Here is a 24898-nt window from a genome sequence, read left to right as displayed (position 1 = left end):
GTGCGGCGCGCCCACGACGGATCAGGGCTCGCGGCGGTGCACGACCACGGCGGCGAGCAGCGCGGCGGCCACCGGCCAGGCGGCGTACACCGCCCAGGACGCGGGCACGGTCGCCACGTGCAGGTTCGGCAGCACGTACGGGTTCCCGACCAGGCGTTCCCAGGCCGACACCGGCAGCGCGTTGTGGATCGCCGCGGTCCACCGCCGGTCGATGTCGAAGGCCAGCGGGGCGAGCAGCAGCAGCGTCGTGGTGACCACGATCGCCGGGGCGGTGTGCCGCACCAGGGCGCCGACGCCGAGCCCGAGGAGCGCGCAGACCGGCAGCAGCAGCGTCGAGGCGACGACGGCACGCAACGCCCCCGGGTCGCCGATCGACGCGCCCGCGTCGCGGTCGGCGAGGATCGTCTGGGACGCCCAGAAGGAGGCGGAGGCGGCCACCGCGCCGACCGCCAGCATGACGGCGGCCAGCACCGTGACCTTGGCGGCGACCACGGCCCGCCGGTCCGGCACGGCGAGGAACGTGGTGCGGATCTGCCCGCTGGCGTACTCGCCGGCGATCATGACCGCGCCGACCGCGCCGGCCGCGAGCACGACGAACAGCCAGCCCTCCTCGGGGAAGGCGTCGTGGATCGGGTCGAAGGCGGCCCGGCGCTCGGCCGGGTAGTCCGGCCAGTTGTGGTGGTCGCCCAACGCGGCCCGGGCGCTGAACAGGACCGCCGAGACCGCGATCAGGGCCAGCGCCCCGTAGGTGGAGCGCAACGACCACAGCTTGATCCACTCGGCGGCGAGCAGGTCACGGAAACGAGCGCGCATCATCGGCCTCCGGCGGCGTAGTCGAGTCGGTCTGCGGTGAGCGCCATGAACGCCTCCTCCAGCGAGGCGGCGCCGGCGTGCAGCCCGTGCACCACGACACCGGCCCGGAAGGCCAGCTCACCGACCCGCCCGGCGGGCAGGCCGGTGACCGTCAGGCCGTCGCCGTCGCGGGTGACCACCCCGCCGGCCGCCGCGAGCGCGGCGCCGAGTGCGGCCGGATCGGGCGTACGCACGACGACCCGGTCGTGGGCGGTGCGGGCGGCGAACGCGGCGAGGCTCTCGTCGACGAGCAGTTCACCGCGCCCGATGACCACGAGGTGGTCGGCGGTCTGTTCCACCTCGCTCATCAGGTGACTGGAGACCAGCACGGTCCGGCCCTCGGCGGCGAGCTGGCGGAACAGGCCGCGCACCCAGCGCACCCCCTCCGGGTCGAGGCCGTTGAAGGGCTCGTCGAACATCAGCACCGGCGGGTCGCCGAGCAGCGCGGCGGCGATGCCGAGGCGCTGCCGCATGCCGAGGGAGAAGCCGCCGATCCGGCGTCGGGCCACCTCGGCCAGGCCGACCTGCTCCAGCACCTCGCCCACCCGGGTTCGGGGGAGCCCGTTGCTGCGGGCCAGCGCCGCCAGGTGCGCCCGGGCGCTGCGCCCGCCGTGCACGTCGCCGGCGTCCAGCAGCGCGCCCGCGTACCGCAGCCCGCGTGGTCGGCCGGCGAACGGCCGCCCGTCCACCAGGGCGACGCCGCCGGTCGGCCGGTGCAGGCCGAGGACGAGTCGGAGCGTGGTGGACTTGCCGGCGCCGTTCGGGCCGAGGAATCCGGTGACGTGTCCGGACCGGACGGTGAGGGTCAGTCGATTGACGGCGGTCGTCCCGCCGTACCGCTTGGTGAGGTCCCTGAGCTCGATCATGGCCTCGACGCTCCCGCGTCCCGGCCGCCGGGTCGTCGTGCCGGGGACCACACCCGGCCCGGCGACACCCGCCCCCGGGCGTACGCCCGCCGGCCGATGACCGGGACACCGGCCGCTGACTACGGTGGGTCCATGGAGGCGGTCGTCCCGCGTCCGCGCGTCGTGGCCCGACGGGTGCGGACGGTCCTGATCTGGTCCGCGGTGGCGTTGCTGCCGGTGGCGCTGCTGCTCGCGGCCACCTCCGGCGCGGGCGGGCCGGTGCTGGTCGTGCCCACCCCCGACCACAGCGTGCCGGTGCTCCCGTTGCGCTACCTCGCGCCGGTCCTGGTGGTGCTGCTCCCCGCCGGCCTGCTGCGTCGCCGGCCGCTGCTCGCCCTCGGCCTCATGCTCGCCGGCGCGTCGCTGGTCACCGCCACCACCAACGCGTGGGAGCAGGGCTATCTGAACGGCCTCTGGTACCTCCAGTTCCTCGTCGTGGACGTGATGCTCGGCGTGGTCGCGGCCCGCGCACCGCGTCGGGTGTCGGTGCCCGCGGCGGTCATGGTGCTCCTGGTGCAGGTGGCCGCCGCCTTCGTGAACCCGGCCGCCGACGCGGTGGACCGGGCCACGCTCTCCGTCCCGGCGGTCCTCGCCGCCTGGGTGGCCGGCAACTCGGTGCTGGCCCGTCGCGCGTACGCCGAGCAGATGCGGGCCCACGCGGCCGCCGAGGCGGTCACCGCCGAACGACTCCGCATCGCGCGGGAGCTGCACGACGTGGTGGCACACAGCATCGGCGTGATCGCCATCCAGGCGGGCGTGGGCGCCCGGGTCATCGACACCCAACCCGCGCAGGCGCGGGCCGCGCTCACCACCATCGAGACGACCAGCCGGGAGACGCTGGCCGGGCTCCGCCGTACCCTCGGCGCGCTGCGCCGCCCCGACGACGCGGCGGCGTCGCTGGACCCCACCCCCGGACTGTCCGACCTGGACCGGCTGGTCGCGGGCGCGGCCGACGCCGGGGTTCGGGTGACGCTCGCCGTCGACGGCGAGCCGGGTCCGCTGCCCGCCGAGGTGGAGCTGGCCGCGTACCGGATCGTGCAGGAGGCGCTGACCAACGTGGTACGCCACGCGCGGGTCGACCGGTGCCGGGTGACCGTGCGGCACGCGCCGGACGGGGTACGCGTCGAGGTGGTCGACGACGGGCGGGGCGGCCCGGTCGGCGGCGACGGGCACGGGATCGTCGGCATGCGGGAGCGGGCCGCGCTGCTCGGTGGCCGGTGTGCCGCCGGGCCACGGCCGGAGGGCGGCTTCCGGGTCGCCGCGGTGCTGCCGGTGGGTCCGGCATGACGATCCGGGTGCTCCTCGTCGACGACCAGCCGCTGGTGCGGGCCGGCCTGCGGGTGCTCATGGCCGACGCGCCGGACCTGGTGGTGGTCGGCGAGGCGGGCACCGGCGCGGAGGCGGTCCGGTCGGCGCGGGAGCTGGCGCCCGACGTGGTGCTGATGGACCTGCGGATGCCCGGCACCGACGGGATCGCGGCCACCCGGGACATCGTCGCCTCCGGTGGAGCCACCCGGGTCCTCGTGCTCACCACCTTCGACGACGACGAGCACGTGCACGCGGCGCTGCGCGCCGGCGCGAGCGGCTTCCTGGTCAAGGACATGGCCCTGGAGGAGATCCTGGGCGCGGTGCGGGTGGTGGCGGCCGGCGACGCGTTGATCGCGCCGGGGGTGACCCGGCGGCTCATCGCCGAGTTCGCCCGCCGGCCCGCCCCGGCGCCCCGCCCCCGTGCGCTGCCCGGCGTCACCGACCGGGAGCGGGAGGTGCTCGGCCTGGTCGCGCGCGGGCTGTCCAACGCGGAGATCGCGGCGGAGCTGGTGATCAGCCCGGCCACCGCCAAGGCGCACGTGGCCCGGCTCTTCACCAAGCTGGGCGCCCGGGACCGGGTGCACCTGGTGATCGCCGCCTACGAGGCCGGCCTGGTCTTCCCGCCGCGCTGACCGGGTCCCGCCGGGGTGGGACGAGCGCCCACGCGGTTGCCGCCGCTCCGGGCGGTCGAGCGGACGCGGGACGTCGGTGGTGCCCGCCGGCCGGACGCCGACCGCGGCGGGTGGGTGAGCTGCTCGCCTCGGGACGTCCGGTGACCCTGCACCGTCCGGCCGTCCGGCCGGTGGGGCGGCCGGACGGCCGGCGGGGGTGGACCGGGTGCTGGCCGGCTACCTGACAGTCGTCGGTTCGGGTCAGACCCCGACGTAGTCGGCGACGTGTTCGCCGGTGAGCGTCGACCGGGCGGCCACCAGATGCTGTCACGGTGCCTTTCGAGCTGATGTCGTCAACGACTCACGCGTTCCCGGAGCGGGCGGGCACCGGTGCCCCGAGTCGTTTCTGATATCAGCTCGAAAGGCGTTGCGGAGGCGACAAGCCGGCGCCGCGCGGCCGGAGGTCGGCGTGGCCGGGGCCGGCTACCGACGCCCAGTGACCGGCGCCCAGCGCCCGACGCCCAGTGGCCGGCGCCCAGCGCCCGACGCCCAGTGGCCGGCGCCCAGCGGCCGAGGGCCGGCCGGCTACCGGAAGCCGCGGAGCGGTGCCGGGCCGGTGGCCGGCCGTGCCGGAGCACTCACCCCGTGAAGAGCGCGGCCTCGACCGTCGGGCGGTGCCGGCGCAGCCAGTCGTGCCAGCCGCGTACCGTCTCGACCACGCCGGCGGCGCGCAGCCGGCGCATGGCGGGCTCGCCCCGGTCGGCGCCGGTGGCGATGCCGCGCCACGTGCCCTCGACCTGGTCGAGCAGGACATCGACCAGTTCGTCGCGGGGGAGCAGCCGGCCGGCCGGCCCCTCGTAGGCGTCGCAGATCAGTCGGCAGCGGCGGCCCAGCTCGGCCGGGTCGGCGTCGCCGCCGAGGGTGGCCCAGTGCCAGCCGGCGAACGCCACGTCCTCGATCCGCCGCCCCGGCGCGGCCAGGTCCCAGTCCAGCAGCGCCACCGGCACCGGACCGTCCGGGCCGTCCCGGTACACCGTGTTCTTCGGCGACAGGTCCCGGTGGCAGACCGTCTCCGCGCCGGCGGCCAGGTCGGTGCCGGCGCAGGCGTCGTGCAGCGACCGGACCAGCCCGGCGAGCCGGGTCAGCGCGGCGTCGGTGAAGAAGGCCGGGTCCTCCCGGTCGCGCCACGGCACCCGGCCCTCGACGTGGGACAGCACCTGCCGGCCCCGCTCGTCCACCCCGAGGTACGCGGGCGCGACCCCGGGCGCGGTGGCCGCCAGGTGGCGCAGCAGCGCGGCGACGAACGCGGCGTCGGCCGGTGGGGTCCGGCGGACCGTGTCACCGACGCGGACCACCTCGGCGACGAAGCCGCCGGGCAGGATCTCGCCGGAGCCGGTCACGTCAGCTCGGACCGATCCGGCGCTGCCGTTCGGCCCGCCACCACCGATGGATGATCAGCACGCTGGCGATCAGGCCGAGACTGGCCGGCGCGGCCGCGTACCAGTTGATCGAACCGGGACTGCTCACCGCCGCGCCGATCGCGGCGTAGCCGATGGCGGTCGGGGCCGAGGCGATCACGCTGCCGGCGAGGAACGGCAGGATCCGGGCCGCCGTGGTGCCGTAGCCGTAGCTGACCAGCCCGAAGCCGGCGATCGGCAGCAGTCGGACGGTGATCACCCCGAACACGCTCTGCCGGGCGAACCAGCCGTCGAGGCGGGCCAGCCGGCCGCGTACCCGCTCAGCGACGAAGTCGCGGCCCAGCAGCCGGCCGACGGTGAAACCGAGCGCCGCCGCGAGCAGCGCCGCGCCGAGCGCGTACGCGGCGCCCTGCACCGGACCGAAGATCGCGCCCGCGGCCAGCGTCACGAACGTGCGGGGCACCAGCGCCACCAGCAGCAGCGCGCCGCCGACCACGGCCGCCACCGGACCATAGCCGCCGAGCGCGTCGGCGAGCCGGGGCAGCTCGGCCGGGTCCGGCCGGGGCACCAGCAGCAGCGTCACGCCGAACCCGGCGAGCAGCATCAGGAGCAGTCCGAACCGGCGCGCCGACGGTTGCCGCAGCAACCCGACGAGCCGGCGGGCCACCGGTCGCCGCCCCGGCCGGGCGGCGCCGGTCATGCCCGGGCGGCGGCGGCCACCGCGGTGCGGCGCTCGGACCGGAGCCGGTCGGCCCAGGTGTCGTCGAGCGGGGGGAGCTGGTGGATGCCGGTGGCCCAGCGCAGCAGCAGGTCGGCCAGGTCGGGGTTGCGGGCCAGCGCCGGGCCGTGCGAATAGGTGCCGAGCAGCTTGCCCCGCCACGCGCCCTCGGTGGTGCCGTCGTTGCCGACGCCGGCCGTGACCCGGGCCAGCGGTGACACGCCCGGGCCGAGGTGGGTGCGCCCGCCGTGGTTCTCGAACCCGGACAGGTGCGGGATGCCCAGCCGCGGGTCGACCTCGCCGGCCAGCTCGCCGACCGCCCGCGTCGGCCCCCGGTCGGAGGAGAGGTCGAGCAGTTCCAGGCCGGCGCACCTGGTGCCCTTGGCGAAGAAGGAGGTGCCGAGGAGCTGGTAGCCGGCGCAGACCCCGAACACCACCGAGCCCTGGGCCACCGCGCGGTGCAGGCCGCCGTCGGCGATCAGACGCTGGGCGCCCAGCGCCTGCGGGCCGTCCTCGCCGCCGCCGATCAGGTAGATGTCGGCGGTGGCGGGCAGCCGCTGGTCGGAGCGGACCTCCAGCACCTCGACCGGCATGCCGCGCAGCTGGGCCCGGCGGGCCAGGATCAGCGCGTTGCCCCGGTCGCCGTAGGTGGACAGCAGGTCGGGATAGATCCAGACGATGCGCAGGCTCTCAGTTGACACGGTCCAGCTCCGCTCGGATGTCCTGGAAGGCGGTGTAGTTGGCGATGACCTCCAGCCGGCCCGGCGGCACCGCGCGGACCGCCTCGTCGAACGTGCGCACGTGCCGGAACGGCACGCCGTTGACGTCGAGTCGCACCGCCAGGTCGTACGCCCGGTCGCCGGTGATCAGCACCTGCCGGCCGGCCAGCGGCGAGAAGTCGACGTCGAAGAGCCACGACGTGTCCAGCCCGTCGGGGTCGCGCGCGTTGATGGAGAGCAGTGTCGGCGCGACGTCGGCCATGTCGAACGCCTCCAGCCAGCTCGCCGGGTTCTTGGCCAGCAGCAGTCGGATGTTGCGCCCGTCCCGGTCGACCTGGGCGTAGCGGCCGGCCACCGAGGTGACCGAGCCGAGCCGGGAGACCGCGTCCACCGGGCGTACGCCGAACTCGGCGGCGACCGCCAGGGCGGTGGCCGCGTTGCCGAGGTTGACCTTGCCGGGGAGCTGGAGCTGGATCTTGTGCCAGGCGCCGGTGGGGTCGAGCACGCCGTCGTCCTCGACGGTCCACTGCGGCTCGGGGCGGCGCAGCGGGCAGCCGGTGCACCACCACTGCTCGCCGGAGCGCTGGATGGTGGAGCCGCACTCGGGGCAGACCCACGAGTCGTCGTGCCACCGCTGGCCGGCGCTGAACCAGGTGACGTGCGGCGGCACGTGCCCCTGGGCCGGGTCGGCCGGCGGGCAGGCGGCCCAGACCACCATCGGGTCGTCGGCGTTGGCGACCACCCGTACGTCGGGATGCCGGACCAGGGCGGAGCGCCAGAGCTGCGCCATCATGGCGACCTCCTTGGCCCGGTCGAGCTGGTCGCGGGAGAGGTTGAGCAGCGCCACCACGTGCGGCTCGGTCGCCTCCAGCACCTGGGCCAGGTAGTGCTCGTCCACCTCCAGCACCGCGTAGGGCGTGCTGCCGGCCTTGGCCAGCGCCGAGGTGTGGCCGGTGGGCATGTTGGCGCCGAAGGAGTTGGTGGCGACCCGGCCCAGCACGCCGACCGCGGCGGTGGTGAGCCGGGTGGTGGTGGTCTTGCCGTTGGTGCCGGACACGAGGGCGATCGCGCGCCCGGTGGAGAGGTGGGCGAGCAGGTCGGGGTCGATCTTGAGGCCGATCCAGCCGCCGATCACCGAGCCGTCGCCCCGGCCCGCGGCCCGCGACAGCGCCGCGGCGGTGCGCGACACGGAGCTGGCCACCTTTGCCCGCAAGGGCATCTTCGCGTCCGTCACCCGAGCGAGGTTACCGGACCACGGCCCCCGCCAGATCGCCGCCGACGGTGAACCGTTCGGCCGGGGACGGCGCGGCGGACGGTCGGGCCGCGCTCGCCCGGACGGCGGCGGTCGATGTCGGGTAGCGGACCGCGCCGAGGGGGCCGCCACCCCCTCCACTCCGCCCCACCCGCATTGACGTGCGGTTTTGCGCGCGGACACGCCACGCCGGACGGGCGATTCTGGTTGCAGGTGGAGGGAAGTGGAGTAGAGTGGGGCGCGATGGTGAGGCCGGGAGGGCCACACCGGCCCGGGGGGTCAGCGGCGCCGCGAACGCCGCTCAGGGCGAGGGGGTTGGGCCGATGTTCCTCGGCACCCACACTCCGCGCCTGGACGACAAAGGCCGGTTGATCCTGCCGGCGAAGTTCCGGGACGAGCTGGCGGGGGGTGTCGTGATCACCAAAGGGCAGGAGCGCTGCCTCTACGTCTTCCCGATGCCCGAGTTCCAGCGGATCGCGGACCAGTTGCGCGCGCAGCCGATGACCAGCAAGGCGGCCCGGGCCTACAGCCGGGTCTTCTTCGCCAGCGCGCACGACGAGGTGCCCGACAAGCAGGGCCGGGTCACCATTCCCGGTCACCTGCGGTCGTACGCGGCCCTCGATCGGGACCTGGTCGTGATCGGGGCGAGCACCCGGGTGGAGATCTGGGACAGGGCGGCCTGGGAGGCCTACCTCGCGGAGAGCGAAGACGACTTCGCCGACATCGAGGAGGGGGTGCTGCCCGGCGGTCTGTAGGGCGTGACGGCGCCCGACGTACTGCGAGATCTCCAGCCGCTTTCGAGTTCCTGGCACCCCTTCCCCGGTGCCAGGCGCACGATCCGACACGGAGGGCCGCGGCCTCCGGCGGGCGGGAGCGGATGGGGATCTGGCGGTATGGCGAGGCGCCGTGGCGACGACGGACACGTGACGGAAACGGTTGACGAACGGGTGGGGGTCGAGATGGGGGAGCTACGCGGCACGCACGTGCCGGTGCTGCTCGAGCGGTGTCTCGAGCTGTTGGCCCCCGCGCTGGGCCGCCCCGGCCGGACCGTGCACGTCGACGCCACGCTCGGCCTGGCCGGGCACGCCGAGGCGGTGCTCACGGCGCACCCGGAGACGGTGCTGATCGGCCTGGACCGGGACACCGAGGCGCTCGCCCACGCGCGGGTCCGCCTGGCCCGGTTCGCCGACCGGATCCACCTGGAGCACGCCGTCTACGACGAACTGCCCGAGGTGCTCGACCGGCTCGGCTACCCGGCGATCGACGGGGTGCTGTTCGACCTCGGCGTCTCGTCGCTGCAACTGGACGCGCCCGACCGCGGGTTCGCGTACGCGCAGGACGCGCCGCTGGACATGCGGATGGACCAGACCCGGGGGGTGACCGCCGAGGAGGTGGTCAACACCTATTCCCACCCGGATCTGGCCCGGCTGCTGCGGGTGTACGGCGAGGAGAAGTTCGCCGGGAAGATCGCCTCGGCGATCATCCGGGAACGGGAGCGCACCCGGATCACCTCCTCGGCCCGGCTGGCCGAGCTGGTCCGGGACGCCATTCCGGCACCGGCCCGACGAACCGGCGGACACCCGGCAAAGAGAACGTTTCAGGCTTTACGGATCGAGGTAAACAGAGAACTGGCAGCGCTGGAGACGGCGCTGCCGGCCGCTCTGGACAAGCTCACCGTGGGCGGCCGCATGGTGGTCCTGTCCTACCACTCGCTGGAGGACCGGCTCACCAAGCAGGCGCTCGCCGACCGGGTCCGCAGCAAGGGCCCGGTCGACCTCCCGGTCGAACTGCCCGGGTCGGGCCCGACGTTCCGGCTGCTGAGCCGGGGCGCCGAGCTTCCCGGGGAGGACGAGGTGGCCGCGAACCCGCGGGCCGCCTCGGTGCGGCTGCGGGCCGCGGAACGGCTCGACCCGGAGGCGACCCGGCAGGGGCGTACCGACCGCGAACGGTACCGCCGCCGGGTGAAGGCGATGCACCAACCGGGGACGGGGTCACCGGGGTCCGCGACGGACCCGCGGTCGGCCCCGGGGGACGGGAACGGGACGGACGAGGAGGGGGAGGGGACATGAACGTCGAGAAGCGCGACGGCCGGGGCGCCGTCGGGCAGCGCGCACCGCGGTCGGGGGGCCGGACCACGGCGCAGCGCATGACGCGGGACACGACGGCGGCGACCGACCGTCGGGAGGGGACTCGCGCCCGGGGGGCGCGCGAGTTCCCGACCCAGGGCAGCGCCGCGCTGCGGCCGGCCGAGCGCACCCGGACCACCGGCGCGACGACGCCGCGGCTGCGGGTCGCCCCGCCGCCGCCGATCCGGGTGCCGCGGGCGCCGTTCGTCGGGCTGATCCTGGTGCTCGTGGTCGGCGGGGTGCTCGGCATCCTGGCGATCAACACGAAGATCAACGAGAACGCCTTCCGGCTGGAGAAGCTCCAGCAGCAGCAGGCGAAGCTCGACGTGGACGAGCAGCAGCTGAACAAGGAGATCGCCGAGCAGAAGGATCCCGGCAACCTGACCGCCAACGCCCGCAAGCTGGGCCTGGTCGAGTCGGAGGACCCGGCCTACATCCGGCTGCCGGACGGGAAGACGATCGGCGTCCCGCACCCCGCCGAGGGTGCGCCGTCGGTCACCAGCCAGCAGGGCAACGGAGGCTGAGCAGTGCCACCGAGGTCGGAGGAACCGCGCCGGGACGCCACGGGCTCCCGGCGCGGCTCGTCACGGGGGGCCGAGCCACGGGAGCCGGGCGTCGGGGGCATCTCCGACGCCCGGGCCTACACGCCGCGCGGGCGCACCATCCGGGAGGGCGGCGCCGAGCAGCGTCGTACCCCCCGCAGCAGCCGGTCCGGCGACCCGTTCCGGCCGGCGTTGCAGGTGCTCGACGGCGGTCGGGCCGGTCGGGCCGGCCGCCGGGAGCCGGCGCCGGCGGGCGAGCCGGCCCGCGCCGGCCGCCGCACCACCACGTCGGGCGGCCGCGCCGGCGTGGTCCGGACCGTCGCGGACCGCTCCGCCCGCGAACCGTTCGACGACGAGGACGAGGGCCCGCCGCCACGGCGCCGGCCCGGCCCGCGCCGTCCGACGGCCCGCCGGCCGGTACGCAAGCCCCGCCGCCCGCCCAAGCTGGGCGACGCGGGCCGCCGGCTGCGGCTCGGCACCGTGCTGGCGCTGACGCTGTTCGCCAGCATCGGCGTCCGGCTGGTCTACCTGCAGACCGTGGACACCCCGGCGTACGCCGACGGCGGCCTGCCCAACCGGCTCGCCGTGGTCGAGCTGCCGGCGCCGCGGGGGGCCATCCTCGACCGGGCCGGCGAGCCGCTGGCGCACAGCGTCGAGGCCCGGTACGTCTTCGCCGACCCGACCCGGGTCAAGGACCGGTTCGCCACCGCGCGGCTGCTCTCCCCGCTGCTCGGCGTGCCGGCCTCGGACCTGGCCGACAAGATGCGCAAGCGCACCCTGCCCGGCACCGACACCCCGTCGCAGTTCGTCTACCTGGCGCGCGGCGTCGAGATCGGCCGGGCCAAGCAGATCATGGCGCTGGACCTGGCCGGCATCAACGTGCACCGGGACGAGCGGCGCGAGGTGCCCGGCGACGACCTGGCCGCCAACCTGATCGGCTTCGTCAGCCAGGACATGAACGGCCTGGAGGGGCTGGAGGCGAAGTACGACGACGTGCTGCGCGGGCAGGCCGGCAAGCGGACCTACGAGGTGGGTCTGGGCGACCTGGCCGCGCCGATCCCGGGCGGCTACAGCCGCACCACCCAGCCGAAGCCGGGCAGCTCGTTGCGCCTCACCATCAATCGCGACCTCCAGTTCATGACCCAGCGGATTCTGTCCAAGCACCTGGCCGACGCCAAGGGCAGCGTCGGCGCTGCCGTGATCATCGACGTCCCGACCGGCGAGGTGCTGGCCCAGGCCAGCCAGCCCACCTACAACGCGGCCGACCCGGGCAAGGTCGACTCGCCGTCCGACCGGGACGACACCGCCACCACGTTCGTGGTGGACCCCGGCTCGATCCACAAGGCGATCACCTACGGCGCGGCGCTCCAGGAGGGCGTGATCACGCCGAACACCACGTTCCCGGTGGCGAACACGATCGTCCGGGGCGGAGTGCCCTTCAGCGACACCCACCCGGCGAACGGCCGCACCATGAGCATCCCGGGCATGCTCGCCTTCTCGTCCAACGTCGGCACCATCGAGATCGCCGAGAAGCTGGGCAAGGAGCGGCTGATCGACTACCAGAAGCGGTTCGGGCTGGGCCAGGCGACCGGAGAGGGACTGCCGGGCGAGGCGCCCGGCCGGCTGCTCCCGGCCGACCAGTGGAGCGGCTCGGCGTACGGGTCGGTGCCGATCGGGCACAGCGTGGACGCCACGCCGCTGCAGATGGCCGCCGCGTACGCCGCCATCGCCAACAACGGGACGTACGTGCAGCCGCACCTGATCAAGGAGACGATCGGGCCGGACGGCACCCGGACGCCCGCCGCCGCCCCGGTCACCCGCTCGGTGCTCAGCCCGGACAACGCGGCCGACCTGCGCCGGATGCTGGAGGCGGTCACCACGGTCGACAACGGCCCGGGGGAACGGGCCACCGGCCTGGCCGCCGCGGTGCCGGGCTACCGGGTGGCCGGCAAGACCGGCACCGGGCTGCGCTACGACAACGGCAAGCGGCAGCCCGGCGACGTCGGCTCGTTCATCGGGATGGCTCCCGCGGAGAACCCGCGCTACGTGGTGGCGGTGTTCGCCTGGAGCCCCGGCGGCGAGGGCAGCTCGGTCGCCGCGCCGGCGTTCCGGGAGATGATGGGCTACACGCTCCGGCAGAACCGGGTGCCCCCGTCGCTGACCGACAAGTCCCCGAAGTTCGAGGTCTTTCCGCGCTGAGTCGGCACGGCGGGACATCATCGGTGAGTGGCGACGAACCACCGGGGCGGCTGTGCGGTCGGAACCGGACGACCGGGTAGGGTCTGACGCCGTGCCCGGCAATCCACGTCCCGCCACCGTGCGTCCCGTCCGGCTCGGCGACCTCGCCGCCCGACTGGCGCTGACGCCGCCGGAGGCCGCCGCCGAGCCGGCCGTCACCGGCATCACCCACGCCAGCCAGGAGGTCCGTCCCGGCGACCTGTACGCCGCCCTGCCCGGCGCCCGCCGGCACGGCGCGGAGTTCGCCGCCGCCGCGGCCGGCGCCGGCGCGGTGGCCGTGCTGACCGACCCGGCCGGCGTGGCGCTGGCCGCCGACGCCGGGCTGCCCGTGCTGGTCGTCGACGACCCCCGGGCCGCGCTCGGCGAGGTCGCCGCCATGGTCTACGGCGACCCGACCGCCGGGCTGACCGTGATCGGGGTGACCGGCACCGCCGGCAAGACCTCCACCAGCTACCTGATCGAGTCCGGCCTGCGCGCCGCCGGGCACACCACCGGCCTGATCGGCACCGTGGAGACCCGCCTCGGTGACCTGGTGGTGGACAGCGTCCGGACCACCCCGGAGGCCACCGACCTGCACGCCATGCTCGCGGTGGCCCGCGAGCGGGGAGTGGACGCGGTGGTCATGGAGGTGTCCAGCCACGCGCTCGCCATGGGCCGGGTCGGCGGGGTCCGGTTCGACGTCGGCGGCTACACCAACTTCGGCTCCGACCACCTGGACTTCCACGCCGACGAGGCGGACTACTTCGCCGCCAAGGCCCGCCTCTTCGACGGGCGCTGCCGGGTGGAGGTGCTCAACCACGACGACCCGGCGCTGCGCCCGCTGCACAAGCCGGAGACCGTGACCTACTCGGCGGCCGGCGACCCGACCGCAACCTGGTGGGCCGACGGGATCGACGGGGAGGGCTACGCCCAGCGCTTCACGCTGCACGGCCCGGACGGGCTGACGCTGCCCACCGCCGTGGCGCTGCCCGGCCGGCACAACGTGGCCAACGCGTTGCTGGCCGTGGCCACCCTGGTCGCCGCCGGCGTCGACCCGGCCGTCGCGGCGCGCGGCGTGGCCGCCTGCGGCGGCGTGCCCGGCCGGCTGGAGTTGGTCAGCGGCGACGCCCCGGTGCGCGGGGTGGTCGACTACGCGCACAAGGCGAACGCCATCGAGGCGGTGCTGACCGCGCTGCGCGGCCTGACCGACGGCCGGCTGGTCTGCGTGCTGGGCGCCGGCGGCGACCGGGACCGGGGCAAGCGCCCGGTGATGGGCGAGGTGGCCGCCCGGGGCGCCGACGTGGTGCTGGTGACCGACGACAACCCGCGTACCGAGGACCCGGCCCTGATCCGCTCCGAGGTGCTGGCCGGCGCGTACGCCGCCGCCGCACCGGCCCGGATCATCGAGGTGCCCGGCCGGCGGGCGGCGATCGAGGAGGCGGTCCGGGTGGCCGAACCGGGTGACGTGGTGGCGGTGCTGGGCAAGGGCCAGGAACGTGGCCAGGAGATCGGCGGCGAGGTGCTGCCGTTCGACGACCGGGTGGAGCTGGCGGCGGCGCTGCGCGCCCGCTTCGGTGACCTGGTGGGTCGGCGATGATCCCGCTGACGCTGGCCGAGGTGGCCGCCGCGGTCGACGGCCGACTGACCGGCGCCGACCCGGACGCCCGGGTCACCGGGACGGTGGAGTTCGACTCCCGCAAGGTGGCGCCGGGCGGCCTCTTCGTCGCCTTCCCCGGCGAGCGGGTCGACGGCCACGACTACGCCGCCGGCGCGGTGGAGTCCGGCGCGGTGGCCGTGCTCGGCACCCGGGAGGTGCCCGGCGTGCCGATGGTGCTGGTCGACGACGCGCTCGACGCGATGGGCCGGCTGGCCCGCGCCGTGGTCGACCGGCTTCCCGCACTCACCGTGATCGGGCTGACCGGCTCCTCCGGCAAGACCACCACCAAGGATCTGATCGCCCAGCTGGCGGTCCGGCTCGGCCCGACCGTGGCGCCGCCCGGATCGTTCAACAACGAGCTGGGGCACCCCTACACCGCGTTGCAGGCCACGCCGGAGACGCGCTACCTGGTGATGGAGAAGGGCGCCCGCGGGGTGGGCCACGTCCGTTACCTGTGCGACGTGGTGCCGCCGCGGATCTCGGTGGTGCTCAACGTCGGGGTGGCGCACCTCGGTGAGTTCGGTTCGGTGGAGGCCATCGCGCTGGCCAAGGGGGAACTGGTCGAGGCGCTGCCCGCCGACGGGCTGGCCGTGCTGAACGCCGACGACCCCCGGGTCGACGCGATGGCGTCGCGGACGCCGGCCCGGGTGGTCCGCTACGGCGAGTCCGCGCACGCCGACGTGCGCGCCGTGGACGTGACGCTGGACGGCCGGGGACGGCCCTCGTACACGCTGGTCACCCCGGAGGGCAGCGCCCCGGTGCGGCTCGGGTTGACCGGCCGGCACCAGGTGTCCAACTCCCTCGCGGCCGCGGCGGTCGGCCGGGAGCTCGGCCTGCCGCTGTCCGACCTGGCGGCGGCGCTGAACGAGCTGGGTCTGGTCTCCACCCGGCGGATGGACGTCGTCGAACGCTCCGACGGCGTGACCCTGATCGACGACTCGTACAACGCCAACCCGGCCTCGACCGGCGTGGCGCTGCGCGCCTTGGCCAGCATGCGCGGCGAGGGGCGTACCGTCGCGGTGCTCGGCTACATGGCCGAGCTGGGCGACTTCGAACGGGAGGGACATCAGCAGGTCGGCCGGCTCGCGGCCGAGCTGGGTGTGGACCGGCTGCTCGTGGTGGGCGAGCCGGCGGCGCCGATCCACGAGGGCGCGACAGCGGTAGGCAACTGGGGAGGAGAGTCGGTGCTGCTCACCGATCAGGCGGCGGCCGTCGAGGTGCTGCGGAGCGAGCTGCGTCCGGGTGACGTGGTGCTGGTGAAGGGCTCCCGGTACCGGACCTGGGAGGTGGCCGACGCGCTGCGCGCGGACGCCGGTGCGGACGGGACGGAGGGCGGCGCCGCATGAGGGCGGTCATCGTCGCCATCGGGGTCGCGTTCCTGATCTCGCTGTTCTGCACCCCGATCGCGATCAAGGTGTTCGCCCGGCTGAAGGCCGGCCAGCCGATCCGATCGAACCTCGGGCTCGCCAGCAACGAGGGCAAGAAGGGCACGCCGACCATGGGCGGCGTGGTCTTCATCCTGGCCACGGTCATCGCGTACGTCGCCGGGCACCTGGCCCTGACCACGCTGCCGGACGCGCAGATCGCCCAGGTCGAGCCGACCATCACGGCGCTGGTGCTGCTGGGGCTGATGGTGTTCTCCGGCGCGGTCGGCTTCATCGACGACTTCCTGAAGGTCCGCAAGCGGCACAGCGGCGGCCTCAACAAGCGGGGCAAGCTGGCCGGGCAGATCCTCGTCGGCGCGGTCTTCGGCGCGGTGGCGGTCTACTTCCCGTCGAGCATGACCGACGTCAGCGGCAACGCGACCAACACCGAGACGGTGGGCAGCACCACGCTGAGCTTCATCCGGGACATCCCGGCGCTGGAGATCGGCAAGATCGGCGCGGTGATCGTCATCATCATGGTGGTGATGGCGGCGACCAACGGCGTCAACCTCACCGACGGCCTGGACGGCCTGGCCACCGGCGCCTCGGTGATGGTGCTCGCCGCGTACGCGTTGATCGCGTTCTGGCAGTACCGGCACTGGTGTGCGGACCCGAACTACCCGGCCGGGGAATACTGCTACACCGTGCGCGACCCGCTGGAGATCGCGCTGATCGCCGGCGCGGCGGCCGGGGCCTGCGTCGGCTTCCTCTGGTGGAACACCTCGCCGGCCCGCATCTTCATGGGTGACACCGGCGCGCTCGGGCTGGGCGGCCTGATCGCCGGCATGGCGATGTCCACCCGGACCGTCCTGCTGCTGCCGATCCTGGGCGGCCTGTTCGTGATCATCACGATGTCGGTGGTCATCCAGATCATCTCGTTCCGCACCACCGGCAAGCGGGTGTTCCGGATGTCGCCGCTGCAGCACCATTTCGAGTTGGCCGGCTGGAGCGAGGTCAACATCGTGGTCCGGTTCTGGATCATCGCCGGGATCGGGGTGGCCATCGCGCTGGGCCTGTTCTACAGCGAGTTCCTCGCCGCGGTCAGCTAGGTGTAAGGAAGGGCCCCTTCTTAACAGACGTCTGTTAAGAAGGGGCCCTTCCTTCAGTTCCGACACGCCGACCGGGCGGTTGCGCCACGGGCGGGCGGGTCGAGCCGCCATGATGGGCGTGTGGGGGAGGGACGAGACATCCAGGCCAGCAGCGACCCGCCGATCCGCCGCGCGCCCGCGGCCACGCCGCCGGCCGATCCACCGACCGTCGCGGCGGGCTGGGATCCGGCCGGCGGCCTGGCCGCGTTGCGCGGCCTGCTGGCCCGCCCGCTCGCCTCCTACTACCTGTTGCTGTCCAGCACCGGCCTGCTGCTGCTGATCGGCCTCACCATGGTCTTCTCCGCGACCAGCGTGAAGGATTTCGCCGAGGGCGGCGACGCGTCGGCGTCGCTGACCAAGCAGGCCGTCTTCGCGGTGATCGGCATCGGCGCGTTCTGGGCCTGTCAGCGGCTGCCCGCACGCACGTTCCGGGCGGTGAGCCGCCCGGCTCTCGGCGTGGCGGTGGCGCTGATGCTGCTGCTCAACCTACTCGTCGCGCTGGAATCGCTGTTCGGGGTGGCGTCCATCGGGCCGTTGAAGGCCGAACTCCTGTCGCTCTCCCTCGGCCCGATCTCGCTGCAACCGGTCGAGGTGGCGAAGTTCGCGCTGGTGCTGTGGGCGGCGCACGTGCTGGCCCGCAAGGGCGCCGCGCTGGGCTGGTGGCGGGAACTGGCCACGCCGCTGTTCCCGGTGGTCGGTCTGCTGTTCGTGCTGGTCGGCTTCAACGACCTGGGCAGCATGCTCTGCCTGCTGGCGCTCGTGGTCGGGCTGCTGTGGGCGGCCGGCGTGCGGGGCCGGGTCTTCGCCGCGCTCTCCACGATCGGGCTGGCCGGCATCGGCCTGCTGGTGGCCGCCGCCTCGCTCGGCGCGGGCTCGGGCTCGCGGGACGCCGACAACTACCGGCTCGGCCGGCTCACCATGTGGCTCGACCCGCCGTCGCCGAAGACCTGCTTCGAGCAGGAGCTGGACTACTGCTACCAGCTCGTGCAGGCCCGCTACGCGATCGGCAACGGCGGCTGGTTCGGCGTCGGCCTGGGCCAGAGCTCACTGAAGTGGAACTACCTGCCCGAGGCGCACAACGACTTCATCTTCGCCATCGTCGCCGAGGAGTTGGGCGTGGTGGGCTGCACCGTGATCCTGGCGCTGTTCGCCGTGCTCGCGTACACCGGGATGCGGATCGCCCGCCGGGTCGAGGACCCGTTCCGCCGGCTCGCCGCCGCCGGTGTGACCGCCTGGCTGGTCGGCCAGGCCGTGATCAACATCGGTGGCGTCACCGGTCTGCTGCCGCTGACCGGCGTACCCCTGCCGTTCATCTCCGACGGCGGCAGCGCCCTGGTGGTGACGCTGGCCGCGATCGGCATGCTCGCCTCCTTCGCCCGCGCCGAGCCGGACGCGGCCCGCGCCCTGCATGCCCGTCCGCCGGCCCGATGGGTCCGACTAGTGTGGGCCCCGTTGCCGCCGCTTCCCGGCCGGCGCCGTCGACCGGCGCCGCCCCCGGCGGACCGTGGGTCCGTGCCCCGGTCCCGGCAGCGACGGCAGGACGACCAGGCCGCGCCGCGCGGCGCCCGGCCCGACCGGGCGCGCGCCGGCTCGGCGAGCGAGAGGAGACGCTGATGGGTCCGCTGCGTTCGGTGGTGCTCTGCGGAGGGGGTACGGGCGGGCACATCTACCCGCTGCTCGCCTTCGCCGACTGCCTGCGCCGACACGACCCGAGCGTCCGGATCACGTGTCTGGGCACACCCAAGGGCCTGGAGAACGAGCTGATCCCGCCGGCCGGCTACGACCTGCGCCAGATCCCGGCCTACCAGCTGCCCCGGTCGGTCAACATGAGCCTGGTGCGCACGCCGGACCGGATGTGGAAGGCGGCCCGCGCGGCGGGCAAGGTGATCGACGAGGTCCAGGCCGACGTGGTGATCGGCTTCGGCGGGTACGTCTCGGTGCCCGGCTACCTGGCCGCGTGGCGCCGCGACCTGCCGATCGTCATCCACGAGGTCAACGTGCCGCCGGGCGTGGCGAACCGGCTCGGCATGAAGTTCACCAAGAACGTCGCGGTGGGCTTCCCGCACCAGCCGGCCCAGGCCGAGGCGCTGCGCGACGCCCGGGTGGTCGGCGTACCGCTGCGCCGTGGCATCGCCGGGCTGGACCGGGCCGCCCTGCGCGACGCCGCCCGCGCCCACTTCGGGCTCCGCCCCGACCTGCCGGTGCTCTTCGTGGCCGGTGGCTCGCAGGGCGCCCGCTCGATCAACCTGGCGGTGTCCGGCGCAGCGAAGGAGCTGGCCCGCAACGGCGTGCAGGTGCTGCACGTGATCGGCGCCCGCAACGAGGCGGTCTCCGTCCCCACCGACCTGCCGGTGCCGTACGTGACGCTGCCCTACCTGTCCGAGATGGAGCTGGGCTACGCGGCGGCCGACCTGATGCTGGGTCGGGGCGGCGCCATGACCTGCGCCGAGGTCGCCGCGATCGGCCTGCCCACGATCTACGTGCCCTACCCGCACAGCAACCAGGAGCAGAAGCGCAACGCGCTGCCCGTGGTGGAGGCCGGTGGCGGCCTGCTGGTCGACGACGCCGAGGTGACCCCGGCCTGGGTGGAGCGCACGGTGATCCCGCTGATCCGGGACCCGCAGCGGCTCTGGGCGATGAGCCACGCCGCGGCCGCGTACGGCCGACGCGACGGGGACGTGGCGTTGCTGAACTTCGTCTACGAGGCGGTGGGCCGGTGATGGGCCGCGCCGCGACGGGAAGGTACCTCTCATGAACACCGCGCAGTTCACGCCCGCCGGCACGACGACCGCGGAGGACCTGGGCCGGATCCACCTGATCGGGGTGGGCGGGGTCGGGATGGCCGGCCTGGCCCGGCTCTTCCTCACCCGGGGCCTGCCGGTCTCCGGCAGCGAGCTGCGGGAGTGGCCGTCCCTGGCCGGCCTGCGGGCGCTGGGCGGGACGATCCACTCGACGCACGAGGCGGCCAACCTGGACGGGGTGGACACGGTCGTCTACTCCTCGGCGATCCCGCAGGACCACCTGGAGATGGTTGAAGCGCGCCGGCGGGGCCTGCGGGTGCTGCACCGATCCGAGGCGCTGGCGGCGGCGATGACCGGCCGGCGCACGGTGGCGGTCGCCGGCACGCACGGCAAGACCTCCACCACGTCGATGGTCACCATGGTGCTCCAGCAGGCCGGCACCGACCCGTCCTTCGTCATCGGCGGGGAGATCTCCGAGGTCGGCTCCGGCGCGCACCACGGCACCGGAGAGCACTTCGTGGTCGAGGCGGACGAGAGCGACCGGTCCTTCCTCATCTACCGCCCGTACGTGTCGATCATCACGAACATCGAGGCGGACCACCTCAACACGTACGGCGACCTGGCCAACCTGGAGGCCGCGTTCGCGGAGTTCGCCCGCCTCACCGACCCGGACGGGTTCGTCGTCACCTGCGCCGACGACGCGGGCGGCCGGCGGCTGGCCGAGACGCTGCGGGCGGAGGGGCGTCGGGTGTGGACGTACGGCGAGTCCGCCGACGCCGACCTGCGGATGAGCGACGTCACCTCCTCCGCGCAGGGGGTGCGCTACCTGGCCGAGGTCGAGGGCCGGTCGCTGGGCGAGATCCGGCTGCCGATCCCGGGTCGGCACATGGCGCTCAACAGCGCCGCCGCGGTGCTCGCGGCGTACCTGCTGGAGTTGCCGGTGGCGGCGGCGGAGGCCGCGCTCGGCGCGTTCCCCGGCGTGCGGCGGCGCTTCGAGCGCAAGGGTGTCGCGGACGGCGTGCTGGTCTACGACGAGTACGCCTACCACCCGACCTCGATGACGCTGGCCCTGCAGACGCTGCGCGAGGTGGCCGGCGACGGACGGCTGATCGTGGTGTTCCAGCCCTACCGGCTCTACCGCACCCGGGACCTGCAGGCGGAGATCGCCGCCGCCCTCGGCATCGCCGACGAGCTGGTGCTGCTGGAGGTGTTCGGCCCGGGCGAGATGCGCCGGCCCGGCGAGGGCTCGGCCGCGTTGATCGAGGCGGTGCCGCTGCCGGCCGAGCACAAGGTGTTCGTCGAGGCGTGGGACGACGTGCCGGCCGAGGTGGCCCGCCGGGCCCGTACCGGAGACGTGGTGGTGACCATGGGCGCGCCGCCGATCTCGCTGATGGGCGACCAGTTGCTGGACGCGTTGCTGGCGCGGGCCGGAGGCGCCGCGGCGCTGGGCGCCGGCGTCGACCCGGACGGCGCGGCGGCCACCGCCGGATGAGCCCGGGGCCGGCCCGCGGCCGCACCCCCGGCCAGGACGGCGGGTCGGGGCGGCGCAGCCCGGTCCGGCGCTGGCAGCTGGTGCGCGCCGGCGCGGACGCGGTGCCGCCGTCCACCCGTCGCTTCATGGCCCGGGCCCGGCAGCGGCGGATGCGGGCGGCGCTGCCCTGGGCGGTCGCCGCCGCGGTGGCGGCCGTCGCCGGGCTGGTCGCCTGGACGGTGCTCGGCACCGGCCTGTTCGGTGTGCGCGACGTCCGGGTGGTCGGCGCGCGCACGGTCACGCCGGTGGAGATCCGGGACGCCGCGGCGGTGCCGGACAACGCGCCGCTGGCCCGGGTGGACCTGGCCGCGACCGCGCGCCGGGTGGGCGCGCTGCCGCCGGTGGCGCGGGCCACGGTGGAGCGGGACTGGCCGGGGACGCTGGTCATCCGGGTCGAGGAGCGGGTGGCGGTGGCGGCGGTGCCGCAGGGCGAGCGGTTCGCGGTGGTCGACGGTTCCGGTGTGGTCTTCCAGCACCTGGACCAGGCGCCGACGGGGATGCCGTTGGTCAGGGTCGCCCGCCCGGGCCCGGACGACCCGGGCACCCGGGCCGGGTTGGCGGTGCTGGCCGCGCTCGGTCCGAAGCTGCGCGCGGAGCTGGTCGCGGTCGACGTGGCCGGGCTGGCCCGGATCACGTTGCTGCTGCGCGGCGACCGCGAGGTGTTCTGGGGGGACGCCTCGCGCAGCTCGGACAAGTCCACGGTGGCCACCGCGTTGCTGGGGCGCCGGGCCGACCGCATCGACGTCAGCGCCCCGGACGTGGTCACGTTCCAGTAGCCCCGGGGCGGCGAGCGGCCCTTGTGTCCCGGGTCGCTCGGTCGGCGACACGCCGGAAGGGTCCTTGGCTCCTGGCGCGGCGGCGCATACGTTGCCCCGAAGAGATCAGTGGTTGACATAGCCCTAAGCCTCTAGTAGAGGGTGAGGGTTCAGCCGTCGGAGAGTTCAGGGCAGATGCTCCGCCGCTGGTCCGGCCAAGCCGTGTGGGGTCGGCCCATGCCAATCTCGAAGGGAAAGGACCGGAGATGACACCTCCGCACAACTACCTGGCGGTCATCAAGGTCGTCGGCATCGGGGGTGGCGGCGTGAACGCCGTCAACCGGATGATCGAGGTTGGGCTCAAGGGCGTCGAGTTCATCGCGATCAACACCGACGCGCAGGCGCTGCTGATGAGCGACGCCGACGTGAAGCTCGACGTGGGCCGGGAGCTGACCCGGGGGCTGGGCGCCGGCGCCAACCCGGACGTCGGCAAGAACGCCGCCGAGGACCACCGGGACGAGATCGAGGAGGTGCTCAAGGGCGCCGACATGGTCTTCGTGACCTGCGGCGAGGGCGGCGGCACCGGCACCGGCGGCGCGCCGGTGGTGGCGAACATCGCCCGCAAGCTCGGCGCGCTCACCATCGGCGTGGTCACCCGGCCGTTCTCGTTCGAGGGCAAGCGCCGCCAGGTGCAGGCCGAGGCGGGGATCGAGGAGCTGCGCAACCAGTGCGACACGCTCATCGTCATCCCGAACGACCGGCTGCTGGCCCTCGGCGACCGCAACATCTCCATGATGGACGCGTTCCGCACCGCGGACCAGGTGCTGCTCTCCGGTGTCCAGGGCATCACCGACCTGATCACCACGCCGGGTCTGATCAACCTGGACTTCGCCGACGTGAAGAGCGTGATGAGCGGCGCCGGCAGTGCGCTCATGGGCATCGGCAGCGCCCGGGGCGAGAACCGCGCCGTGGAGGCGGCCGAGGCGGCCATCTCCAGCCCGCTGCTGGAGCAGAGCATGGACGGCGCGCGGGGCGTGCTGCTCTCCATCGCCGGCGGCTCGGACCTCGGCCTGTTCGAGATCAACGACGCCGCGCAGCTGGTCACCGACGCGGCCCACCCGGACGCGAACATCATCTTCGGCGCGGTCATCGACGACGCGCTCGGCGACGAGGTGCGGGTGACCGTGATCGCGGCCGGCTTCGACGGGGGCGCTCCGGCGTACAAGGCGGTCGAGCCGCCGCGCAAGAGCAACCAGAACCCGCCGGCGCAGTCGAACGCGCCGGTGAGCCCGCCGGCCACCATGCCGGCCCCGCAGCAGCCGTCGCGCCGGGTGCTCTTCGACGACGTCGACGTGCCCGATTTCCTCAAGAACGGGTCCTGAGCCGCCCCGATGACGGAGTCACCCCTGACGGTGCGGCCGGAGCGTCGCACCGAGCTCGCGGCCGGGCTGGCCCGGGTCCGGTCCCGGATCGCGGACGCCTGCGCGGCGGCCGGCCGGTCCCCGGACTCGGTCACCCTGGTCGCGGTCACCAAGACGTACCCGGCGGTCGACGTGCTCGCGCTGGCCGAGCTGGGGGTGCGCGACGTGGGGGAGAACCGGGACCAGGAGGCGGCGCCGAAGGCGGCGGCGGTGGCCGCCGCCGGGGCCACGCCGCGCTGGCACTTCATCGGCCAGCTGCAACGCAACAAGGCCCGGTCGGTGGTCCGGTACGCCGACGTGGTCCAGTCGGTCGACAGCGTCCGGCTGGCCGCCGCGCTCGCCACCGCCGCGACCGCCGCCCGGGACCGGCCGTTGGACGTGTTGGTGCAGGTGAGCATCGACGGCGACGCGGCCCGGGGCGGGGCGCTGCCGGGCCTGGCCGACCCCGATCGGGGGCTCGACCCGGTGGCCGCGGCGGTGGCCGGCGCGGACGGGCTGCGACTGGCCGGTCTGATGGCGGTGGCGCCGCTGGGCTGGGAGCCGGACCGGGCGTTCGCCCGGCTGGCCGAGGTGGCGGCGCGGCTGCGCGGCGACCATCCGGGTGCCACGGTGCTGTCGGCGGGGATGAGCGGCGACCTGGAGAGCGCTGTCGCGCACGGCGCGACACATGTCCGCGTCGGCAGCGCGTTGCTCGGAATGCGCCCCACGCTGGGGTAGCCTGACCACGACGGAAGCAAATTACATCAGTGTTGTTCAGGACGGCGTTCCCGTAGCCGGGGGCCGTGGCGGGCGGGCCGCGAACCGCACGTCAGGGGATTGCCGATCCGGTCCGGTGGGCATGATCGTCCACTCGTGATCAAGCGACACGGCACGGGGGCGCGTGCCGCACGGCGGACGGAAGGGCGCGGGGATGGGTGCACTGCGCAAGGCGGGGGTCTGGCTCGGTCTCGTCGAGGAGGACGACGAGCGGGCGTACGAGGACGGTGGCTACGACAAGGGTGGCTACCGGGACTCGTCGCGCTACCGGTCGAGCCGGTACGCCGAGGAGTTCGCCGACGAGGACGACGACGAGGCCGACGAGGCGCCGACGACCCGGAGCCGGGTCGGCGAGCGGGGTCGGCTGAGCGAGCGCACCGGCCGCGCCGTCGACGCCGACCGGTCCGAGGTCGAGCGCCCGGAGCGGGCCGAGCGGACCGAGCGCTCCAGCGTCCGGTCGATCACCCGCTCCTCCGACGGCTCCGGCGCGCTGAGCTACCACACCCGGGACAACCTCGCCCTCGCGCCGCAGGCCCAGCCGCGCGAGCGGGTGGTGGCTCCGGAGGAGGAGCAGCGCTACCAGATCACCACCCTGCACCCGACGACGTACCGCGAGGCGCGGACCATCGGCGAGCACTTCCGGGACGGGGTGCCGGTGATCATCAACCTCACCGAGATGGACGAGGCGGACGCCCGCCGGCTGGTGGACTTCGCCGCCGGGCTCGCGTTCGGCCTGCGCGGTACGATCGAGCGCGTGACCAACCGGGTGTTCCTGCTCTCACCGGCCAACGTCCAGGTCACCGCGGAGGACAAGGCCAAGATCGCTGAGGGCGGCTTTTTCAGCCTGAGCTAGCCCG

The 24898-nt window shown here is 74.5% G+C and carries 22 protein-coding genes; 16 read left to right on the top strand and 6 right to left on the bottom strand.

Features of this window, described 5'->3' with window-relative positions; genetic code table 11:
- Positions 1-21 precede the first annotated feature (21 nt).
- Both ACN27B_RS00745 and ACN27B_RS00740 read right to left on the bottom strand, forming a co-directional pair.
- Entirely contained in the window at positions 22-813 is a 792-nt protein-coding gene (locus ACN27B_RS00745; protein WP_157779190.1) for an ABC transporter permease, read from the bottom strand.
- The gene (locus tag ACN27B_RS00740; RefSeq protein ID WP_422743018.1) at positions 813-1718 is read right to left on the bottom strand and encodes an ABC transporter ATP-binding protein; all 906 of its coding nucleotides are present in this window, start codon (positions 1716-1718) and stop codon (positions 813-815) included. Before ACN27B_RS00740 ends, ACN27B_RS00745 begins: the two co-directional genes overlap by 1 nt.
- 132 nt (positions 1719-1850) lie before the next feature.
- Between ACN27B_RS00740 and ACN27B_RS00735 the strand changes: the two genes are divergently transcribed.
- Both ACN27B_RS00735 and ACN27B_RS00730 read left to right on the top strand, forming a co-directional pair.
- Complete coding sequence (locus ACN27B_RS00735; protein WP_422743016.1) at positions 1851-3044, top strand: sensor histidine kinase; 1194 nt, start codon at positions 1851-1853, stop codon at positions 3042-3044.
- The gene (locus tag ACN27B_RS00730) at positions 3041-3697 is read left to right on the top strand and encodes a response regulator (RefSeq protein ID WP_422743014.1); all 657 of its coding nucleotides are present in this window, start codon (positions 3041-3043) and stop codon (positions 3695-3697) included. The genes ACN27B_RS00735 and ACN27B_RS00730 overlap by 4 nt, the downstream gene beginning before the upstream one ends.
- A gap of 617 nt (positions 3698-4314) precedes the next feature.
- Here the strand turns inward: ACN27B_RS00730 and ACN27B_RS00725 are convergent.
- The 4 genes from ACN27B_RS00725 to ACN27B_RS00710 are packed head-to-tail and all read right to left on the bottom strand — an operon-like array spanning position 4315 to position 7750.
- A complete protein-coding gene (locus ACN27B_RS00725) occupies positions 4315-5076 on the bottom strand; it encodes a phosphotransferase (RefSeq protein ID WP_422743012.1) in 762 nt (253 codons plus the stop codon).
- Between the two features lies 1 nt (position 5077).
- Positions 5078-5794, bottom strand: coding sequence for a TVP38/TMEM64 family protein (locus tag ACN27B_RS00720; protein WP_099164283.1), 717 nt, complete (start codon positions 5792-5794; stop codon positions 5078-5080).
- Positions 5791-6513: a type 1 glutamine amidotransferase gene (locus ACN27B_RS00715; protein WP_091573276.1), complete on the bottom strand. Its 723-nt coding sequence runs from the start codon at positions 6511-6513 to the stop codon at positions 5791-5793. The genes ACN27B_RS00720 and ACN27B_RS00715 overlap by 4 nt, the downstream gene beginning before the upstream one ends.
- Entirely contained in the window at positions 6503-7750 is a 1248-nt protein-coding gene (locus ACN27B_RS00710) for a MurT ligase domain-containing protein (RefSeq protein WP_099165000.1), read from the bottom strand. The genes ACN27B_RS00715 and ACN27B_RS00710 overlap by 11 nt, the downstream gene beginning before the upstream one ends.
- A gap of 356 nt (positions 7751-8106) precedes the next feature.
- On the opposite strand from ACN27B_RS00710, the gene mraZ reads away from it, so the two are divergent.
- The 14 genes from mraZ (at position 8107) to ACN27B_RS00640 (ending at position 24894) form a co-directional block, all read left to right on the top strand.
- A complete protein-coding gene (mraZ, locus tag ACN27B_RS00705) occupies positions 8107-8538 on the top strand; it encodes a division/cell wall cluster transcriptional repressor MraZ (RefSeq protein WP_073831045.1) in 432 nt (143 codons plus the stop codon).
- Positions 8539-8742: 204 nt separating this feature from the next.
- Positions 8743-9852, top strand: a complete 1110-nt coding sequence (gene rsmH, locus ACN27B_RS00700) for a 16S rRNA (cytosine(1402)-N(4))-methyltransferase RsmH (RefSeq protein ID WP_099165001.1) — start codon at positions 8743-8745, stop codon at positions 9850-9852.
- The gene (locus ACN27B_RS00695) at positions 9849-10433 is read left to right on the top strand and encodes a hypothetical protein (protein ID WP_099164284.1); all 585 of its coding nucleotides are present in this window, start codon (positions 9849-9851) and stop codon (positions 10431-10433) included. The genes rsmH and ACN27B_RS00695 overlap by 4 nt, the downstream gene beginning before the upstream one ends.
- Positions 10434-10436: 3 nt before the next feature.
- Complete coding sequence (locus tag ACN27B_RS00690) at positions 10437-12650, top strand: peptidoglycan D,D-transpeptidase FtsI family protein (RefSeq protein ID WP_099164285.1); 2214 nt, start codon at positions 10437-10439, stop codon at positions 12648-12650.
- Between the two features lie 52 nt (positions 12651-12702).
- Positions 12703-14265 carry a UDP-N-acetylmuramoyl-L-alanyl-D-glutamate--2,6-diaminopimelate ligase gene (locus tag ACN27B_RS00685; protein WP_422743008.1) on the top strand — a complete coding sequence of 521 codons (1563 nt, stop codon included), beginning with the start codon at positions 12703-12705 and terminating at the stop codon, positions 14263-14265.
- A complete protein-coding gene (locus tag ACN27B_RS00680) occupies positions 14262-15671 on the top strand; it encodes a UDP-N-acetylmuramoyl-tripeptide--D-alanyl-D-alanine ligase (protein WP_355522485.1) in 1410 nt (469 codons plus the stop codon). The genes ACN27B_RS00685 and ACN27B_RS00680 overlap by 4 nt, the downstream gene beginning before the upstream one ends.
- Positions 15668-16798, top strand: coding sequence for a phospho-N-acetylmuramoyl-pentapeptide-transferase (mraY, locus tag ACN27B_RS00675; protein WP_098748050.1), 1131 nt, complete (start codon positions 15668-15670; stop codon positions 16796-16798). Before ACN27B_RS00680 ends, mraY begins: the two co-directional genes overlap by 4 nt.
- Positions 16799-16960: 162 nt before the next feature.
- Positions 16961-18451 (top strand): FtsW/RodA/SpoVE family cell cycle protein, encoded by a 1491-nt coding sequence (locus tag ACN27B_RS00670; RefSeq protein ID WP_422746148.1) that lies wholly within the window; start codon positions 16961-16963, stop codon positions 18449-18451.
- Entirely contained in the window at positions 18451-19557 is a 1107-nt protein-coding gene (gene murG / locus ACN27B_RS00665; RefSeq protein ID WP_422743005.1) for an undecaprenyldiphospho-muramoylpentapeptide beta-N-acetylglucosaminyltransferase, read from the top strand. The genes ACN27B_RS00670 and murG overlap by 1 nt, the downstream gene beginning before the upstream one ends.
- A 31-nt stretch (positions 19558-19588) precedes the next feature.
- Positions 19589-21070, top strand: a complete 1482-nt coding sequence (murC, locus tag ACN27B_RS00660; RefSeq protein WP_099164289.1) for a UDP-N-acetylmuramate--L-alanine ligase — start codon at positions 19589-19591, stop codon at positions 21068-21070.
- Positions 21067-21885: a cell division protein FtsQ/DivIB gene (locus ACN27B_RS00655; protein WP_422743003.1), complete on the top strand. Its 819-nt coding sequence runs from the start codon at positions 21067-21069 to the stop codon at positions 21883-21885. Before murC ends, ACN27B_RS00655 begins: the two co-directional genes overlap by 4 nt.
- Before the next feature lie 245 nt (positions 21886-22130).
- Positions 22131-23246, top strand: coding sequence for a cell division protein FtsZ (gene ftsZ, locus ACN27B_RS00650; protein WP_091573285.1), 1116 nt, complete (start codon positions 22131-22133; stop codon positions 23244-23246).
- A gap of 9 nt (positions 23247-23255) precedes the next feature.
- Positions 23256-24002, top strand: a complete 747-nt coding sequence (locus ACN27B_RS00645; protein WP_396824176.1) for a YggS family pyridoxal phosphate-dependent enzyme — start codon at positions 23256-23258, stop codon at positions 24000-24002.
- A 193-nt stretch (positions 24003-24195) separates the two neighbouring features.
- Complete coding sequence (locus ACN27B_RS00640) at positions 24196-24894, top strand: cell division protein SepF (protein ID WP_422743000.1); 699 nt, start codon at positions 24196-24198, stop codon at positions 24892-24894.
- Positions 24895-24898: the final 4 nt, after the last annotated feature.

Origin of the sequence: Micromonospora sp. WMMD754, assembly GCF_049315235.1 — a bacterium.
In the GTDB taxonomy this organism is placed as follows: Bacteria; Actinomycetota; Actinomycetes; order Mycobacteriales; family Micromonosporaceae; genus Micromonospora; species Micromonospora sediminicola.
Note: the sequence above shows the minus strand (reverse complement) of the source record. Positions and strands in the feature narration are given on the sequence as shown.

Bases quoted from the DNA above. Each gene is read 5' to 3' on its own strand.
- ACN27B_RS00745 (WP_157779190.1), bottom strand. From the start codon at position 813: ATGCGCGCTCGTTTCCGTGACCTGCTCGCCGCCGAGTGGATCAAGCTG.
- ACN27B_RS00740 (WP_422743018.1), bottom strand. From the start codon at position 1,718: ATGATCGAGCTCAGGGACCTCACCAAGCGGTACGGCGGGACGACCGCC.
- ACN27B_RS00735 (WP_422743016.1), top strand. From the start codon at position 1,851: ATGGAGGCGGTCGTCCCGCGTCCGCGCGTCGTGGCCCGACGGGTGCGG.
- ACN27B_RS00730 (WP_422743014.1), top strand. From the start codon at position 3,041: ATGACGATCCGGGTGCTCCTCGTCGACGACCAGCCGCTGGTGCGGGCC.
- ACN27B_RS00720 (WP_099164283.1), bottom strand. From the start codon at position 5,794: ATGACCGGCGCCGCCCGGCCGGGGCGGCGACCGGTGGCCCGCCGGCTC.
- ACN27B_RS00710 (WP_099165000.1), bottom strand. From the start codon at position 7,750: ATGCCCTTGCGGGCAAAGGTGGCCAGCTCCGTGTCGCGCACCGCCGCG.
- mraZ (WP_073831045.1), top strand. From the start codon at position 8,107: ATGTTCCTCGGCACCCACACTCCGCGCCTGGACGACAAAGGCCGGTTG.
- rsmH (WP_099165001.1), top strand. From the start codon at position 8,743: ATGGGGGAGCTACGCGGCACGCACGTGCCGGTGCTGCTCGAGCGGTGT.
- ACN27B_RS00695 (WP_099164284.1), top strand. From the start codon at position 9,849: ATGAACGTCGAGAAGCGCGACGGCCGGGGCGCCGTCGGGCAGCGCGCA.
- ACN27B_RS00680 (WP_355522485.1), top strand. From the start codon at position 14,262: ATGATCCCGCTGACGCTGGCCGAGGTGGCCGCCGCGGTCGACGGCCGA.
- mraY (WP_098748050.1), top strand. From the start codon at position 15,668: ATGAGGGCGGTCATCGTCGCCATCGGGGTCGCGTTCCTGATCTCGCTG.
- murG (WP_422743005.1), top strand. From the start codon at position 18,451: ATGGGTCCGCTGCGTTCGGTGGTGCTCTGCGGAGGGGGTACGGGCGGG.
- murC (WP_099164289.1), top strand. From the start codon at position 19,589: ATGAACACCGCGCAGTTCACGCCCGCCGGCACGACGACCGCGGAGGAC.
- ACN27B_RS00655 (WP_422743003.1), top strand. From the start codon at position 21,067: ATGAGCCCGGGGCCGGCCCGCGGCCGCACCCCCGGCCAGGACGGCGGG.
- ftsZ (WP_091573285.1), top strand. From the start codon at position 22,131: ATGACACCTCCGCACAACTACCTGGCGGTCATCAAGGTCGTCGGCATC.
- ACN27B_RS00645 (WP_396824176.1), top strand. From the start codon at position 23,256: ATGACGGAGTCACCCCTGACGGTGCGGCCGGAGCGTCGCACCGAGCTC.
- ACN27B_RS00640 (WP_422743000.1), top strand. From the start codon at position 24,196: ATGGGTGCACTGCGCAAGGCGGGGGTCTGGCTCGGTCTCGTCGAGGAG.